This is a genomic window from Phyllobacterium ifriqiyense (genome assembly GCF_030817885.1).
In the GTDB taxonomy this organism is placed as follows: Bacteria; Pseudomonadota; Alphaproteobacteria; order Rhizobiales; family Rhizobiaceae; genus Phyllobacterium; species Phyllobacterium ifriqiyense.
In genome coordinates, this window is the sequence record NZ_JAUSZT010000003.1 from 127835 (window position 1) to 143641 (window position 15807).

Here is a 15807-nt window from a genome sequence, read left to right on the forward strand (position 1 = left end):
ACTACTAATCGCGTGGCTTCACCGGAGCTCCTTAAACAAATCAAGGCTCAGGTGGCTCGAGACTACGCACCGCCTGAAACGATCTCCCAAATCCTCCGCAAAGCCAAAGGTGGCTGTATGCGTCGCCGCATAAGGTTGGGTAAAGTCTGAGGTCAAAGCTCACGAACTCTCGGTTTCCCATTCAGGAGGACTTGATGAACTTATATTTTGAAAGCCCGATCTTCGTAAAAGAGGGGTCGATAATCGTTCAAGAAATCGCAACCCTCGATGAGGCGATCGAATTTTTGGACAATTGGCCGGAAAGAAATCGCGACCTCATTCATGAAACCGCGACGCGAATTTGCCATGAAGCATTTGATGGTCACAAACCGTTAAGTGTGGCCCACTCGGCATTCGAAGGTTTTGCGCGAAAGGCAAAAATCCTTGAAGATCCAGCTGCTGTGATGCCCTGGATCATGAAAGCAAAGCCGAACGGTGGTCTTATGACTGCCTGAACATAAAGGACGGCTCCTGCCCGCTGGGGCCCTATTTATCAGCCTCGGCGGGCGGCTTCGATTGCGGCGACGTCAATTTTCTTCATGTCCATCATCACTGCAAATGCGCGTTTAGCTCCATCGCCTCCGGCAAACAAAGCTTCAGTAAGTACTCGTGGCGTGATTTGCCATGACACGCCCCATTTGTCCTTGCACCATCCGCATGCGCTCTCTTGTCCGCCATTCCCTACTATTGCGTTCCAATAACGGTCTGTTTCTTCCTGATCATCCGTAGCGATTTGAAACGAGAAAGCTTCATTATGTTTGAATGCCGGGCCACCATTGAGACCGAGGCACGGTATCCCAGCGACAGTGAATTCAACAGTCAGTACATCTCCCTTCTCACCGGACGGAAAGTCACCGGGAGCATGGTGAATAGCTGTAACTGAACTGTCGGGGAAAATTTCTGCATAGAAGTGTGCAGCAGCCTCAGCATCCTTGTCGTACCAAATGCATATTGTGTTTTTGGCGATTGGCATCACTTATCCTCCCTGTTCAAGCCTATACTGCATACAGTGTAGAAGCTGATCAACAGGCAAAAGGCGTGTAGCAACCATCATGGCGCACACGCGACAAGATGTGCTCATCACCTGCATTTGAAATCGCCGGGCACGCGCTTGCAAATTCCTATGATGGCAACGGTGATCAGCTACATTGATGGGGAGGTAAAATAATATGGATTGGCGATAAAGAAATAAAACCCGCCAAATGCAATGGCAACGAGGATAACAAAAAGCAGGGTCATGAATAATGCCTCTAGCAGCACAAATCTTGAAGATCGATTTCTAGCCTGCATTATTGCCTCATTGCACCGGCGCTGATTATGCTCCGTCCAATATGTGAAAATTCTCAGATAGGCAACGCGCATTTTTGAGGCCTTCAAAGATGCGCCACGCCAATAGGTAATCAACGCTGAAGAGCCGAATTGCTCCGGCCCGCCAACATTATTCAAATCAAGCAATCAGAACTTCACCTTGAAGCCTGTTGTTCCGTTGACGCTATAGCTGTCGGCAAAATTGCTCAGGCTGGCATTCAGCGAAACCTCACCGAAGATGGAATATTTGTCATCGGCCCAGCTATAAGAACCGCCAGCACCGATGCCGCCCCACGTCCGATCTGTTTCATTGGCAAAGTTCACACCAGCCACATCAACATCCGATCCATCAAGGAACTCATGGTACAGATTGGCAAGGCCGTAAACATTACTGCGCGCCATCCTGCCTGAAGCATCCTGCCAAGCGTTTTGATATTCAGCTGCAACCCCGACGCGCCCCTTAAGGCTCTCACTTCTGTCCATCGAGACTCGAGCGCCAAACGGGTCGGTAAAGCTGTCAAAATCCAGGTTGGAATATGCCAGCTGCGCCTGCGGCGTAACTGACCAGTTTCCAGCAAGGGCAATCCGCTTGCCTGTTTCAAGGCTCAGCGAATAACCAAAACCATCATTGTCATTGGCCAGGCTGCGTCCCAGCATATCGGAACCAATGTCGGTTTCATACCATGTGACCTGGACCTGACCATCAACATAGAAGCCGTTTTGCGCCAGCAGGTCAGCGTTCCGCCAAAGCCATATCCGTCCGTTCAATCGAACCATCGCCGAATACTGAGGAAGCATTGGTTGAAACTTGTCCATAATGGACAGTGACGCCGCCCATCAAGATGCCGAATTCGGTTTCATGCAGCTTGCCGTCCAGCCCTGACTGCAATCGCCAACTATTATGGTCATAGTCGGAGCGTGTTGTGGAGGTGTGGGGATCAATGCTTGAATGCGCTCCATCAATACGTGTCCAAACGGCACCACTGTCCAGATTTGCCCTCTAACGCTCATCATATAAAGGCATTAAAAGACTTGTTGGGTGTGAATTACACTTAGGCGATGAAAGACTCTAACTCCGAGCAGAATTTATCAATCGGATGTTGCGGGAAAGAGCTTTGAAAAGATCAAAGCCGACGCTTGGTAATCCAAAGCGCTATTCCATGGAAATCACTTGTCGAATGTAAAAATGGTGGGCCCGGGAGGACTTGAACCCCCAACCAAGCGGTTATGAGCCGCCGGCTCTAACCAATTGAGCTACAGGCCCCACCTGAGGCAGCGTTGCAAGACACGCAAGCCGTGCGGGGATCAATAACGGGAAAAATCCTGAATGCAATCCCCGACTTGCCAAACAGTCCAATTACCTCAACTTTTTCTAACAGAAATTTCGGTTCGCGCCGTTTCGCCATCGGCCAGCGCAAGCAATTGTCGGGCGCTTTCTTCATCGGTGATGAATACAGTTGGCCGAATGAGCTTCATAGCTCCATGAAGCGCATTGATCTTTTCCCGCCCGCCCGATGTAAGCACGCGCACCGGCACCCTTTGTATGGTGTCGATGCCGACAGACATGACGAGATCATGAACCGGGTGATCGACCAGATTTCCCTGCCTATCATAAAAATGGAATAACAGATCGCCAACCGCGCCTCTTTCAGCCAGTGAGGCTTGATGCCCTTCATTGAGAAACCCGATACGATAAGGTGTGCTTGATGCAGTTTCGATGGCGCCAACGCTGAGCAGCACCATATCCAGGTCTTCCGCCATTTCGAACACGCTTTTCAATCCGCATCGCTCAATGAGCGCGGTTCGGGTTTCAATGCTGTCCACCATTGCCGGAGCGGGGATAAGATAGCCTTCACCCTGAAAAAGCTGGGCGAATTGCCATGCAAATTCCGCCGGATTGAATCGGCGCGGTTGGCTGATTCCACCCAAAAGCGAGATCACGGTGAAGTCTTCCAGCGCGCGCGCCTCAATGAATGAGAGCGTGCTGAGCAATGTGCGGCCCCAGCCCACCCCCACGCGCATGCCATTACTGACAACATCGGATAGATATGCGCCAGTTGCAGCGCTGATGGCAGGTATCGGATCGCTTTCCGCTTGGGACAAGGGTGCGATAATCACCTTCTCCAAGCCGAATTGCTGCTCTACTTCGCGCTCCAACGCGATGAGATCAGAAAGATAACCCTGGATACCGATTTTGACCTCATTGCGCGCCCTCGCCTCTGCCAGCATGCGCACAATTGTCACGCGTCCAACCCCGAGGACCTCGGCAATCTCGTTCTGCGTCATCTGTTCTATGTAATACATCCATGCAGCACGCATGCGCATCCGGCTGATTTTTGTATCAGGCTGGCCCACATCGAGCGCTGCTTTTTTCGGGCTGCCGGCAGCACTATTCGGTCGCTTGCGTCGATCGGTCAATCATCTCCCCCCTATACCTGCAGGCAAATCACCTGCGTGGTCATTATTATACAACTCCACCAGAATGTTATTTAGCAAGCCAAGAAAAAAAGATACAAAGTCTTATCCACTTTCCTGCACGGGATTGCCAATATGCTACGGGACATTCAAAACGATTTCGTCGTCAATCTTAAAGACAGGCTCCGAGATGTTCGCCATCTCATAAGAGCCAGCCGGCAAGATGTGAAATTGACGCCTCATGAACTCCCGGAATTCATGCTCGATAAGGTCGCGCGCGTTTTGGATAAAGCGTTCACATCAGCAGAAACAGTGTCAATTTCGTTGATTTCACACGATCCGACTGCTCATTCGGGCGCTCCCGAGGCGCGTAGCTTGGCCGCCTACTTCTTTGAGAATGGCGATGCTGGCGAAGCATTGTTCTGCCGCGACGCTTATTACCTGACAAAATATCTTTTGAAGGCACTCCATGAACCCAATGCGCTCGTTCATGAAGCGGGCTTCGCATCCGTCCATGCCACCATGATTCGCCGGCATGCCACCTTGCTTTCCGCAACAAAAAGCGGTGATCCGAAGGCGATTGCAAATGCATGCGCCGCATTGGCTATTGAACTGCACGCGCGCTACCGGAGCACCGCTCTGTTCACCCAGCAGGCGACGGATCAAACGAGATCATTTTTGTGCTTCTCTGCACTCGCTCTAGCTATAGGTCTGGCAACATATTCAAATCATCAACCCGACGGGGAGAAGTTGGTAGAAACAACCTTATTGGCCTTACAGGCTCGCCCCGAAAAACTCGAACAGGCTATAATGGCACGGGATAAGCTTCACGCATTATCCGACCTGTTCGCCTTTCTGATACCACACCTGCCTTAAGCTAACCGAAGTCCTGTACGCATTTTTTAGCCCTTTGTATCGACGCAGGACTCATACTCAGCTCGGTTAGGCCCATTTTAATGAAAGTCGGGATGAGATCAGGACGGCCTGCTGCTTCACCGCACATTCCGACCATTATTCCCGCCTGAACACCGGCGGTGGTTGTCATCTCAATTGCGGTCATGACAGCCGGATGAGTTACATCATTCAACTTGGCAACCGTGGGATTGAGACGGTCAGCAGCCATGATATATTGGGTCAGGTCATTCGTCCCTATAGAGAAAAATGCCACTTCGCGTGCCAATGCCGGAGCGATCAATACGGCGGCTGGCGTCTCGATCATCACCCCCAAACCAAACAATGCATATTCCTGGCTCTCAGCTTTCAGTTCAGCGATGCACTCATCAATCAGCGCTCGCGTGGCATGCACCTCATCGATGCTTGAGACCATTGGCAACATGACTTTGATATTTCCCTTGGCGGAAGCCCGCAAAAGCGCACGCAGCTGGGGTTTAAACACATCGGGCCGATCAAGACACATGCGAATTCCGCGCCATCCCAAGAATGGATTATCCTCGTCAGGAAAATCAATGCCCGAAACGGCCTTGTCTCCGCCAATATCAAGTGTGCGGACAATAACCGGATAAGGTGCAAAAGCAGTGGCTAACGCTGCATAGGTTTCTGTCTGAAAATCTTCTGACGGCAGATGCATGTGCCGCATAAACAAAAGCTCGGTCCGGAAAAGCCCGACACCCATTGCACCGGCTTCCTGCGCTGCTTCAATTTCCTCAAGCGAGCCTATATTAGCCGCAATTTCGATAATCGTTCCATCTGCGCGTTTGGGAATGAAGTCTTTGAAGACGCTCAGCGCATGTTTCTCGGCTGTAGCTTCTGCAATTTTTCTTTGAAACCTTGCGACAATCTCCTGATCCGGATCTTCAAACACTTCGCCGCTATTACCATCGATTGCAACGGTGCCAATATTGCTTAGTCGTTGCACATCCGATCCAAGTCCGAGCACCGCAGGAATACCGTGCGCGCGCGCAATAATGGCCACATGCGAAGTAGCCCCTCCGCGGCCGCATACAATACCTGCAATGCGCTTCAAGGGCGCACGCGCCAAATCCCAAGCCCCTATATCTTCGGCTATCAGGATTGATCCCTCTGGAATTGCGTCCAAATTGACATCGTTTTGGCCAAGCAGAGCCAGGCATATCTGGCGGCCGACAGCGTTCATGTCGTCAGCGCGCGCGTTCAAATAAGGATCATCGATAGCAGCAAAATCTGAGGCTATTCTGGATGTCGTGCCAATCACGGCCGATATTGCATCCATTCCACTTTCAACAAGTGTTGTGGCACCGTCGACGAGATCTTGGTCACAAGCAATATCTTTTAGCGCCGCAATGATCCCTCTATCGCTTGCGGCAAGATTATCAATTTCAAGCGATGCATTCATGCGATCCTGCACTGTTGCAAAAGCCTGTTTCAACCGGGCGAGTTCGGCTGGTATGGCGTCTTTCGCGATTGTCCGGTTTTCCTGATCAATTACGGCCGGAAAAAAACCAAAGGCCTTCCCGATTGCCAAGCCTTCACTTGCCGCAACACCGCGCAGATGGCTGTGCGACACGGTGTTGTTTGCAACCGGCGCGACCTCAACCGATTTGATTTTTTCGGCTGTATTGATTTCAAATGTGCCTGAGTGTGGATTTTCGAGAAAGCCGATAAGCGCCTCAATGGCCTCGGCCGCATCTGCTCCAGTAGCACGAACAGTTATCTCGTCATTTTCCTTGACGCCAAGCAGCATCAACTTCACTGAGCTTTTCGCATTGATCGACTTGTCAGCCTTGATCAATTCGATATCGCATTCGAAACCTTTGGCAAGATTTACAAATCGAGTGGCTGGTCGGGCATGCAATCCATCATGCACCCGGACGATAGTCGAGCGTTCCATTCAATTCTCTCTTCGGTATTCGATGTGTTTTCCGGCAATCAACCGATGGTAATTACGGTTCCCACTTTCAGGGCGGCTACAAGCCTGTCAGCTGATATTTCAGCAGCACAAATTTCCCCAGGTCGCTCCACCTTGCTGGCGCCATTAAAAGTAATAACAACATGGCCAATTTCCTTGACCTTTTGCCATGCGTAATCACCCATTCCGGTAATCTTGGCGGAGATATCCCCAATCTGAATGACTGAGCCGACGGGAGGACTGGAATCAGAAGCCTCTGTTTCCGCAAGATGGAGAACGGAGACCTCGGCAAGCTCGGGAGGAGCGCCGTCGGCAAAAAGAATGACGACGCCTCCTTCCGCAAGATCCGCCACTTCAGGCCCGACGGCTGTTATCCGTGTTTTGAATTGGACTGACATAATGGCGAACCTCTATCTCTTCTTTTGGTTTAAAATACGATCAGGCTGACGACCCAAGCGATCAGCACGGATACGGGTCCCATGATCTGGCGGCTGATCAGAACAGCGGGGACACCAATTTCAATGGTCTTTGGCTTGGCTTCACCCAGCGCCAGGCCAACCGGAACGAAGTCACAGCCAACTTGCGTATTATAGGCAAAGAGCGCCGGCAGAGCCATCGCAGGCGATATAGTGCCATTGGCGATCTGTGGACCGATAATTGCAACCCCGATAACCTGCGCGATTACGGCGCCCGGCCCTAATATTGGTGATAGGAACGGCAAGCCGCAAATGGCGGAAAGTATCAGCAAGCCAACAATATTATTGGCAAGAGGGCCCATAGGCTGTGCCAGTACATCGCCAATACCGGTATAGAGGATGAAGCCGATGAGCATGGTAACGAACGCCATGAAAGGCAGAACATTGCGAACGACCTGATCAATTGTACGGCGACCGGCATTGAAGAAAATGCCAACGACACGGCCCATCACACGACCGACAGCACTGATCAGGCCAATTAGACCGCCCTCGCTGGACTGTCCTGCATCAGAAGCCCCCATCGAAGCGGCAAGCTCTGCCGGCGTCGGAGGTGTTGATCGTGAAGCTGATGCGCCTGCAACCGTGCTAGACTGAGATCCGTCCGCAAGCTCGATATCGGCTTCTTTCACGCCCGATACATAAATGTCCTCGGTTATGAACTGTGCCAAAGGTCCAGCTTGCCCAACCGATGTCAGATTAACCGTCGGAATGCGCTTGCGAGGATAAACGCCGCAACGCGCCGTACCACCGCAATCGACAACAACAACACCCATTTCACCTTCAACGGGCGGGGCCTTGAAGCCGTCAACCGCCTCACCACCGGTAAGCTCGGCAATTCGCCTTGCGACTGGATGAATACCACCTCCGGTAACGGAAACAACTTTGTTCCGCTCCGGTGTCAGCTGGATCACGAGTGGGCCGCCCCATCCGTTCTTGCCGCGAGAGATTTTAACTGGCGTATAAGTTTTTGACATTATCTGTTCCCCCCAGACTAAAGCTCAATGCCCTGACGGCGCGCCATGATGGCCGTTATCCGCTCAGTCAGCATGCCCTTCAGCAAAATGACTACCAGTCCAACAATCGCGTACCAGATCGCGACGTTGATGTGATAGCCGGCGGGGACAGCACCTTTTTTCTCAAGCTCCAGAAGCGCCACCAGAATACCACCCCAAACGAAATACTCGCCCGGGTTGATATGCGGGAAAAGCCCAAGAGGTGGATGCACATAAGAAACAGCCGCATCGTAGAATGCAGGCTTATGCTTTTCCTCAAGGAAGGAGCCGAAAGTATAGGCCATTGGATTGGTAAGGAAAAACACCGAAAGGAGCGGCAGAATTGTGTAGCGTGTCAGTGCGATACGCCCAGCGCCACGTGCGATACCGTGGACTCGCTCTTCTCCCACTAGTTCCGTCAGAGCATAGAACGCCGTCATCAGCACGACCAGAGTAGGGATGATACCGGTCACGAAACCGGCGAAAACCTCACCACCCTTTTGAAAAATACCGATGAAATATTTACCGATACTTGTCAGCCAGCCAAGTTGTTCTTCTTGCTGTACATTCTGCAGCTTCTGCTTGAATTCTTCGACGGAAATGTCGCCGGTTGACTGTGCAAGAATGACAAGATCATTTCCCGCATGATCGATTGCATGTTTCCCATGCAAGGCCGCATCCGAAACAATCGACCCGGCCACCGATATATGGTGGGCGGCGATATCCGCATGCTGTGCCAAAATTGTTAGAATTGACATGTTTCCCTCCTCCTTTTGGTCACCCCCTCGAAGTGACCATCCCTATGCGTTGACAGCCTTTATACCGGTAAGACCCTTACTCTTCGGCTCAGCCTTTGCTCTATCGATCTGAGCTATCGCAACTTCTGTCGCTTTTGCGAGCGCACGATCTTCCTCTGTCGTCATCAATGAACTTGTTCGCAAAGCCTCAATCGACATATTTTCAAATTCGGGGCGTCGCCTGAACTTCGCGAAAACCGAACGGCCACTCATGACCAGAAATCGTTGAATTGCCAGATCTGCATTTGTTACGATCAGTACGATCATGCCCTTGCCAAGGCGACCGCGAACATTGCCGGCTCCAACAAAACCATCATTATACTTCGACGTGATCCCCTTCATGACGTCGGTATAGTGGCGCATCTGGTACCAGACGCCCAGCGATTGCAAAGCCCACAAAAGACCGAGCGCGAGCAACCCCCATTGCCACATGACCATACCAACTCTCCTCCCTGTTTCACCGTACGATGTGTTATGATTAGCCTATAACCTGAAAAACCGTCACGGGTTTTTGAAAAGGGAATGGCGACGATCGAAAATACCGACAGTGAACAGAAAAAATAGAACATTTGTTCTTTAAAGTGTCAATATGTATAATACATAAGTCCAAGCTAAACGCAGGCAGGTGAACAGGAATGAGCTTTATTTTTAAGGATGAACTTGTCCATGTGCCGGACCTGCGGCATCGCTTGCGTCAATTGCGCTGGTTTCGCATGGCTTTTCGCAAAAACGCTGCGCTTATCACCCAGCATTTTGGTTATCACTTTTCGATCGACGATACCAAATTGACGCGAGCCTTTCTCAACTGGATTGAAACCGTCGAATTGCAAAAATCATACGCTGATATCGATCGGAAAGACTTCATCATCTTCGCGGCAGGTATCGCACTTAAGGAACTGATTAAAGAGGAGCCTGCAAAGCTCACCGGAAAGACGAGCGAAAATGCCCTGTCACAACCGGAAATGCGCGAAATTGTTGCGTTTTGGCCAGAGGGCTTTCTCTACACAAACTATTGCGTGGGTGCGATTGCCGCCATCTGCCAACAGGAGTTTGGCACAGCACCGGAGACCAGCAAATGCGCCGAGGATTTACGAACTTGGTGGTCTTATCGCGAGAATGTTGCTGAAATACCCGATTACGCGATTGCTTTTCTCGACAAATTCATCGGCATCGAGCCCAATTGGATCACACCAAATCTCGCATCTGCACGGAGCGCCATCCGGCGCGCCACGCTCGGTAAAAGGACTGCCAATCTTATTTTACCGACTGGCTGACGTCCTTCAATATCCGCATAACAGCCTCACGGCGTTCCAGTTGCGGCATATGACCGGTTTGACCAAACATATGCAAAGCGATCTCGCCCGGTAGGCCAGCGCCATGGCTTGCCGGAATGATACGATCAGCAGCACCGAAAATAATGCGGACCGGAATAGAGAGACGATTCAAGGTCGGCCTTATGTCGAAAACCTGAGTGCTGTCGGCAAAAAAGCGGTCACTGATCAGCCTTTGCGCTTCACGCAGATCATGGTTCTCTGCCTGTTGCAAAGTTGCAGCAACAAAGGACTTGGTTAGAAGGCTCTCATCTTCAACCAGCTGCTTCATCCATGCAGTCAAGCTGGCTTCAGTCCGGGCGCGCACGAAACCGGCAAGGAATGAACCATTGATCTCCGGGCCTAATCCAGCTGGCGCTATCAAGACCAAAGCTTGAACGTCCAAATTTCCGCGACCAGAAATCAGAGCAGCAATAGCTCCACCGAACGAATGCCCAACGAGTATGAGTGGTCCGGAACGTTGCGCGGCAATGGTCTGCTCAACCATTTCGGCAATCGCTTCAAGTTCGCCGGGAATAGAGCATGTGGACCCGCCATGACCAGGCAGATCGACGGCGAAAATTGGGTTATCAATACTGCCACCGCCGAGCATCGGTCGCCAGCTATTCATATCTGCGCCAAAGCCATGAAGTAGCACAACCGGCGCAAGCGACTTGTCTTTGCCCTCCCGCAACCAAGCGGTCTTGAGCATATCTCCATTGCTGGCTTGTGTCTGGCTGGCTTTAGGCATGGCAACAGCCTTGACGCAGGTTTTCAGTTCAACGTCTTTCTTTTGCACTCGGCCTTTTGGTCCGGAACCGGCGATAGAGGTGAGATCGACACCTGCTTCGCGCGCAATGCGCCTGGCCAGAGGAGTTGCGCGGATACCGTCGTTTTCATGTGAGGCAGAGGCCACGTCCGTAGGTTTCGCCGGAACATCTTGCGACACTACCTCTAACTGCTGCTGCGGCACCGTAGCTTGCACTTCCGTCTCTACAGGAGCAATGGCCGTGTCGTAGCTTTCATCTTCAGCGTATATCCAGCCGACAGCTTGTCCTACAGGAACGGTGGATCCTTCCTGTGCTGTCACATTACGCAAAACACCGGATGCCGGCGCGTCAACTTCCATCGCCGCCTTGTCAGTCTCAATTTCAAAAAGCAATTGACCTTTTGTTATCGAGTCCCCCTCCTTCGCATACCATCGCGAAATTTGGCCGCTTTCCATATCCATATCGACCTTTGGCAGGATAACTTCGACTGGCATAACCTATCGCACCCCTTTTACGAGATCGCGCGCGCTCTGGATAATTCCGGGCACTTGAGGGACTGTCGCCTTCTCCAAATCGGGATTATAAGGAATGGGAGTTTCGGCGCCGCCAAGACGAACGATTGGCGCGTCCAAATAGTCAAATGCTTCACTTTCGGCAATCATGGCGCTCACCTCGGCACCTACGCCAAGTGTTTTCACACCCTCATATACGCACATGAGCTTCGACGTTTTCTTTACGCTGGCAATAATGGTGTCCTTGTCCATCGGACGCACAGTTCGTAAATCGACAACTTCAACGTTAATGCCTTCTTTGGCCAATTCCTGGGCCGCTTCAAGCGCCTTGTGAACCATGATAGCCGACGCAACAATCGTAAGGTCAGTGCCTTCGCGCACAATAGCCGCCTTGCCTATAGGGACAATGTAATGACCCTCGGGAACCTGCCCCTTCATTTTGTAAAGAAGCTTATGTTCGAAGATCATGACAGGATCAGGATCCTCGATTGCAGCAAGAAGCATGCCCTTGGCATCATAGGGTGTCGAGGGTTGGATAACTTTCAGTCCGGGGACATGACCGAACCATGCTTCGAGGCTTTGGCTGTGTTGTGCTGCCGCTCCCGTGCCGGAGCCCGCAGGGAACCGCATGACCAGAGGAACTGAGACGGCACCGCCGAGCATGTAGCGCATTTTCGCTGCTTGGTTGACAATCTGTTCCATCGCCAGCGCGGCAAAATCAGAAAACTGAAACTCGAATATGGGCCGCATACCTGTCAGAGCAGCGCCCACAGCAACACCCGCCCCACCCAGTTCTGAAATAGGCGTGTCCATGACGCGATCTTCGCCGAAACGTTGCACCAGATCACCGGTTACCTGAAAGGCGCCGCCATAGACGCCTATATCCTCCCCCATAAGGAACACCCGGTCATCAGCCTCCATGGCGATGGCCATCGCCTCCTGGATTGCCTGCGAATAGCTCAGTTCGCGCACTACTTCATTCATGTGATCAGTCCGTATATACGTCACGCGTGAGATTATTGAGGTCCGGTGATGGACTGTCCTTGGCAAATTCGATCGCGTCGGCGATCTCCTTTGCTACACTATCGCGAAGGTCAGCGATCTGGGTGTCATCAAGGAAACCAAACTCTTTCAATTGATCCTCAAATAGATGAATGGGGTCACGATTGCTGATCCACTCCTCGATTTCCTCTTTGGTACGATAGCGGTTGCGGTCACTTTTCGAATGTCCGCGATGCCGATAGGTCTTGCATTCGACAAGAGTGGGCCCTTCGCCGCGCCGCGCCCGCTCCACTGCATTGTGAGAGGCCTCGGCAACGTCTGAAAGATTATTACCGTCGACGATTACACCCGGCATGTTGTACGCGACCGCCCGGTCCGCCACATTGGCGACGGCAGTAGAACGTGCGGTGGAAGTAGACATGCCATAACCATTATTCTCGCAGACGAAAACAACAGGAAGCTTCCATACCGAAGCCATGTTAAGGGCCTCATGAAAGGCACCCTCATTGTTTGCACCATCGCCGAAATAGGAAATAACGACCTTACCGTTTTTCTGTTTCTTGGCTGACAGCGCTGCGCCCACGGCGATAGGAATGCCTCCGCCGACAATGCCATTTGCACCAAGATTGCCTTTGGAAACGTCCGCAATATGCATGGAGCCACCACGCCCCTTGCAGTAACCGGTTTCTTTGCCAAAGAACTCAGCAAACATTTTTGCAACGTCCGCGCCCTTGGCAATGCAATGACCATGACCACGATGTGTAGAGGTGATCATGTCATTTTCGGCAAGCGGCATGGATATACCGACGGCACTCGCCTCCTGACCGATTGAAAGGTGCATCGTACCGTGGATCAGCCCGCGTGTGTACGATTCCTCAGCGCCCTCTTCAAAACGGCGTATCAGATACATTTTGCGCAAGGCTTCCTTTAACTGATCTGGCGTGTAGTGCCGAAAGGCGAATGGAAGGTTGCTGCCGTCGTCCTTGAGCTTGGCATTTGACGTTCTGGCGGAAGCCATCCCGGGACTCCTTGACTGATTGTCGAATTACGCTGCTCGCGACCCGAAAGACATGGCAGCACTGCATATCGAGTAATGAACATTTGTATCTTAGTCAATACCTATGTCCACAACTTGCGATGCTGTAGAAAAAGAAAACGCCCCTTAACGAGGCGTTGTCTTTCCAGCAAAGTTACTGCTGTTTAGTCACCAAACCGGTGACCCTCTCGCTCCGGATCAAATGCGATCTCAGCTTCCTCCTCGTCATCAGGCAGAGCTGCATCGCTTTCCTGATATGGATTATCATCGTCGTCTTCGGACAGATCGCCGGCGTCTTCGGATTCGGTTTGCCGCTCACCCAGTATTGCCAGCTCATCATCGGCCTGCACTTCAGTCACACCAACCTCATCCCAATCCTGGGTTTCGATTGGTATTCTGTCAGGCTTTTCCTGCTTTTCCGGCTGTTTGCCGCTAATTTTCTCTCTTTCGTCAGTCATAATGCACTCCTTTGGTTGTTCAGGAACGTCGAACAACGCTTTTGGATGCATTTTATGCAGTCGGAGATTTTTTGCTTTTTGCCCTAATCCACCCATAATGACCTGCGAGTCAGCAGCTTCACGTCATTTGGGGAGATATCCATGACATCTAAAATCCTGACCCTAGCCCTTGCAACGACTGCGATGATTGCTGTTCCTTTTGCTGCTCTTGCGGATGAAACTCCGCGCCCGCGCATCATCGTAACCGGCGAAGGCGAAGCTGCGATTGCACCTGACACAGCGGTTCTTTCGCTGGTTGTTATGGAGGAGAAACCAACGGCACGAGAAGCGCTGACTGCCAACAATGAATCAATGGCCAAGGTTCTGGACGGAATGAAGAAGGCAGGAATCGCAGATCGCGATCTCCAGACCTCCGGCTTCAACATTGAACCGCGTTATGTTTATCCGGAAAACAAGGACGGCAAACAACAGCCTGAAGCACCAAAAATCGTTGGCTATGCAGTGTCCAATTCGCTTTCTGTGCGCGTCCGCGATTTGAAGAAGGTTGGAGAAATTTTGGACCAATCTGTGTCACTTGGCGTTAATCAGGGTGGCAATCTCGTATTCACCAACGACAAGCCGGATGCGATCCTGGAAGAAGCACGAAAAAAAGCCGTTGCCAGTGCTATTTCAAAAGGGAAAACTCTCAGCACAGCTGCGGGCGTTGAACTTGGCAAAATTGTACAGATTAGCGAGCAATCGCGAAACCCTCGTCCCATGCCAATGGCGCAAAGCAAGATGATGGCAATGGCTGCAGATTCTGTCCCGGTCGCTGCTGGCGAGAACACCTACAACGTAACTGTGGATGTTACTTTTGAACTAAAGAACTGATCAATCTACACAGCCAGTAATAAAAAGGGTGCTTCAAAGCACCCTTTTTATATTTTATCGCTGATTAGCGGATAATCGGGCATCCTCTAGCTCTCGCAAACACCACTGCGCTGCGATGGCCATATCTCCAGCCCGTTACTCGTAAAACGTTTCTGCGCACTGTTACCGTCGGGTTACGCAGCCCCATACGGCGTGCTTTACTTGCTGCTTGGCTAGCTGTGCAGGCGCGCCGATAACCCGGGCCCCAGTGCCCTGGCCGGTGATTGACATTGATGATTTCCGAATTCGCAATTCCGAGTGTTTGGACCGAAGGCGTAGCAGACGCGACCCCAAGTCCAAATACGGAAGAGATACCAATCGCGGCACCGAGTGCCAGGATTCTTAATGAAACACGAGCCATTGAACGTTTCTCCCTGTCATTTAGTCCGTCAAACCGGACACACCATAAAGGTCCAACAAGTCCACTTTGTTCCCAGGTTACAAATAGTTAATTGCCGGCAACTCTTACCATATGTTCAAAGTAATCTTCGTCAGATTTCAGATCATGATCGAACGCCGTTACTTGGCCCCGAACAGAGATTCCGGCTTCATGGACAGTCTCGCTGGTACCGGAGACGAGGGGATGCCACCAATAGAGATCCTGGCCCTCATCTATTAACCGATAGCCACAGGTTTCAGGGAGCCAGTCGACAGTCCTGACAATTTCAGGCGTCAGAAACACGCAGTCGGGCACCTTCTTTTTCCGATCAACATAGTCGGAACATTGGCATGTGCCCGCATCAAGCAGCGTGCACGCCACTGTCGTGAAGTAGATTTCTTCCGTATCTTCATCTTCAAGTTTGTGAAGGCAACAACGGCCGCAACCGTCGCAGAGGCTTTCCCATTCAGCGCGATTAAGCTCATCAAGTGTTTTGGTTTTCCAGAATGGTTCGCTAGGCATGCCATCAAATACAACGCTGATATGCTCCCGTCCATAG

17 protein-coding genes and 1 tRNA gene are annotated in these 15807 nt (G+C 51.5%); 4 read left to right on the plus strand and 14 right to left on the minus strand.

The annotated features are described in order from the left end of the window. Window positions 1-194 precede the first annotated feature (194 nt). Window positions 195-494, plus strand: a complete 300-nt coding sequence (locus QFZ34_RS07940) for a DUF982 domain-containing protein (RefSeq protein ID WP_307279359.1) — start codon at window positions 195-197, stop codon at window positions 492-494. Between the two features lie 38 nt (window positions 495-532). Here the strand turns inward: QFZ34_RS07940 and QFZ34_RS07945 are convergent, their stop codons facing one another. The 4 genes from QFZ34_RS07945 to QFZ34_RS07960 form a co-directional block, all read right to left on the minus strand. Then, complete coding sequence (locus tag QFZ34_RS07945; protein ID WP_307286177.1) at window positions 533-1006, minus strand: VOC family protein; 474 nt, start codon at window positions 1004-1006, stop codon at window positions 533-535. Window positions 1007-1494: 488 nt separating this feature from the next. Beyond that, window positions 1495-2115, minus strand: a complete 621-nt coding sequence (locus QFZ34_RS07950; protein ID WP_307279362.1) for an autotransporter outer membrane beta-barrel domain-containing protein — start codon at window positions 2113-2115, stop codon at window positions 1495-1497. Between the two features lie 419 nt (window positions 2116-2534). Continuing rightward, a tRNA-Ile gene (locus QFZ34_RS07955) sits at window positions 2535-2611 on the minus strand. Window positions 2612-2709: 98 nt separating this feature from the next. Then, window positions 2710-3765 carry a sugar-binding transcriptional regulator gene (locus QFZ34_RS07960; protein ID WP_370878725.1) on the minus strand — a complete coding sequence of 352 codons (1056 nt, stop codon included), beginning with the start codon at window positions 3763-3765 and terminating at the stop codon, window positions 2710-2712. A 132-nt stretch (window positions 3766-3897) separates the two neighbouring features. On the opposite strand from QFZ34_RS07960, the gene QFZ34_RS07965 reads away from it, so the two are divergent. Further along, complete coding sequence (locus tag QFZ34_RS07965; RefSeq protein ID WP_307279365.1) at window positions 3898-4638, plus strand: hypothetical protein; 741 nt, start codon at window positions 3898-3900, stop codon at window positions 4636-4638. Window position 4639: 1 nt separating this feature from the next. On the opposite strand, the gene ptsP is transcribed toward QFZ34_RS07965, so the two are convergent. The 5 genes from ptsP to QFZ34_RS07990 are packed head-to-tail and all read right to left on the minus strand — an operon-like array spanning window position 4640 to window position 9310. Next, window positions 4640-6589 carry a phosphoenolpyruvate--protein phosphotransferase gene (ptsP, locus tag QFZ34_RS07970; protein WP_307279367.1) on the minus strand — a complete coding sequence of 650 codons (1950 nt, stop codon included), beginning with the start codon at window positions 6587-6589 and terminating at the stop codon, window positions 4640-4642. 38 nt (window positions 6590-6627) lie between these two features. Beyond that, on the minus strand, window positions 6628-7005 hold the full coding sequence (locus QFZ34_RS07975; protein ID WP_115052479.1) for a PTS glucitol/sorbitol transporter subunit IIA: 378 nt from the start codon (window positions 7003-7005) through the stop codon (window positions 6628-6630). 29 nt (window positions 7006-7034) lie between these two features. After that, a complete protein-coding gene (gene srlE, locus QFZ34_RS07980; RefSeq protein WP_307279370.1) occupies window positions 7035-8057 on the minus strand; it encodes a PTS glucitol/sorbitol transporter subunit IIB in 1023 nt (340 codons plus the stop codon). A gap of 17 nt (window positions 8058-8074) precedes the next feature. Beyond that, a complete protein-coding gene (srlA, locus tag QFZ34_RS07985) occupies window positions 8075-8833 on the minus strand; it encodes a PTS glucitol/sorbitol transporter subunit IIC (RefSeq protein ID WP_307279373.1) in 759 nt (252 codons plus the stop codon). Between the two features lie 42 nt (window positions 8834-8875). Continuing rightward, complete coding sequence (locus tag QFZ34_RS07990) at window positions 8876-9310, minus strand: transcriptional regulator GutM (RefSeq protein ID WP_115052476.1); 435 nt, start codon at window positions 9308-9310, stop codon at window positions 8876-8878. Window positions 9311-9507: 197 nt separating this feature from the next. Between QFZ34_RS07990 and QFZ34_RS07995 the strand changes: the two genes are divergently transcribed. Continuing rightward, the gene (locus QFZ34_RS07995) at window positions 9508-10146 is read left to right on the plus strand and encodes a hypothetical protein (protein WP_115052475.1); all 639 of its coding nucleotides are present in this window, start codon (window positions 9508-9510) and stop codon (window positions 10144-10146) included. Here QFZ34_RS07995 and QFZ34_RS08000 read toward each other — a convergent pair. From QFZ34_RS08000 to QFZ34_RS08015, 4 genes are all read right to left on the minus strand, one after another. After that, complete coding sequence (locus tag QFZ34_RS08000; RefSeq protein ID WP_307279381.1) at window positions 10127-11446, minus strand: acetoin dehydrogenase dihydrolipoyllysine-residue acetyltransferase subunit; 1320 nt, start codon at window positions 11444-11446, stop codon at window positions 10127-10129. The genes QFZ34_RS07995 and QFZ34_RS08000 overlap by 20 nt on opposite strands. Before the next feature lie 3 nt (window positions 11447-11449). Next, window positions 11450-12448: an alpha-ketoacid dehydrogenase subunit beta gene (locus QFZ34_RS08005; RefSeq protein ID WP_307279384.1), complete on the minus strand. Its 999-nt coding sequence runs from the start codon at window positions 12446-12448 to the stop codon at window positions 11450-11452. 4 nt (window positions 12449-12452) lie between these two features. Beyond that, window positions 12453-13484 carry a thiamine pyrophosphate-dependent dehydrogenase E1 component subunit alpha gene (locus QFZ34_RS08010; RefSeq protein WP_307279387.1) on the minus strand — a complete coding sequence of 344 codons (1032 nt, stop codon included), beginning with the start codon at window positions 13482-13484 and terminating at the stop codon, window positions 12453-12455. 182 nt (window positions 13485-13666) lie between these two features. Continuing rightward, a complete protein-coding gene (locus QFZ34_RS08015; protein ID WP_307279390.1) occupies window positions 13667-13960 on the minus strand; it encodes a hypothetical protein in 294 nt (97 codons plus the stop codon). Between the two features lie 141 nt (window positions 13961-14101). Between QFZ34_RS08015 and QFZ34_RS08020 the strand changes: the two genes are divergently transcribed. After that, on the plus strand, window positions 14102-14830 hold the full coding sequence (locus QFZ34_RS08020) for an SIMPL domain-containing protein (RefSeq protein ID WP_307279392.1): 729 nt from the start codon (window positions 14102-14104) through the stop codon (window positions 14828-14830). Between the two features lie 487 nt (window positions 14831-15317). Here the strand turns inward: QFZ34_RS08020 and QFZ34_RS08025 are convergent, their stop codons facing one another. Beyond that, window positions 15318-15770, minus strand: coding sequence for a YcgN family cysteine cluster protein (locus QFZ34_RS08025; RefSeq protein ID WP_307286183.1), 453 nt, complete (start codon window positions 15768-15770; stop codon window positions 15318-15320). Between the last annotated feature and the right edge of the window lie 37 nt (window positions 15771-15807).

Coding starts and splice junctions, on each gene's coding strand:
- QFZ34_RS07940 (WP_307279359.1), top strand. CDS start 195: ATGAACTTATATTTTGAAAGCCCGATCTTCGTAAAAGAGGGGTCGATA.
- QFZ34_RS07965 (WP_307279365.1), top strand. CDS start 3,898: ATGCTACGGGACATTCAAAACGATTTCGTCGTCAATCTTAAAGACAGG.
- ptsP (WP_307279367.1), bottom strand. CDS start 6,589: ATGGAACGCTCGACTATCGTCCGGGTGCATGATGGATTGCATGCCCGA.
- QFZ34_RS07975 (WP_115052479.1), bottom strand. CDS start 7,005: ATGTCAGTCCAATTCAAAACACGGATAACAGCCGTCGGGCCTGAAGTG.
- srlE (WP_307279370.1), bottom strand. CDS start 8,057: ATGTCAAAAACTTATACGCCAGTTAAAATCTCTCGCGGCAAGAACGGA.
- srlA (WP_307279373.1), bottom strand. CDS start 8,833: ATGTCAATTCTAACAATTTTGGCACAGCATGCGGATATCGCCGCCCAC.
- QFZ34_RS07990 (WP_115052476.1), bottom strand. CDS start 9,310: ATGGTCATGTGGCAATGGGGGTTGCTCGCGCTCGGTCTTTTGTGGGCT.
- QFZ34_RS07995 (WP_115052475.1), top strand. CDS start 9,508: ATGAGCTTTATTTTTAAGGATGAACTTGTCCATGTGCCGGACCTGCGG.
- QFZ34_RS08000 (WP_307279381.1), bottom strand. CDS start 11,446: ATGCCAGTCGAAGTTATCCTGCCAAAGGTCGATATGGATATGGAAAGC.
- QFZ34_RS08005 (WP_307279384.1), bottom strand. CDS start 12,448: ATGAATGAAGTAGTGCGCGAACTGAGCTATTCGCAGGCAATCCAGGAG.
- QFZ34_RS08010 (WP_307279387.1), bottom strand. CDS start 13,484: ATGGCTTCCGCCAGAACGTCAAATGCCAAGCTCAAGGACGACGGCAGC.
- QFZ34_RS08015 (WP_307279390.1), bottom strand. CDS start 13,960: ATGACTGACGAAAGAGAGAAAATTAGCGGCAAACAGCCGGAAAAGCAG.
- QFZ34_RS08020 (WP_307279392.1), top strand. CDS start 14,102: ATGACATCTAAAATCCTGACCCTAGCCCTTGCAACGACTGCGATGATT.
- QFZ34_RS08025 (WP_307286183.1), bottom strand. CDS start 15,770: ATGCCTAGCGAACCATTCTGGAAAACCAAAACACTTGATGAGCTTAAT.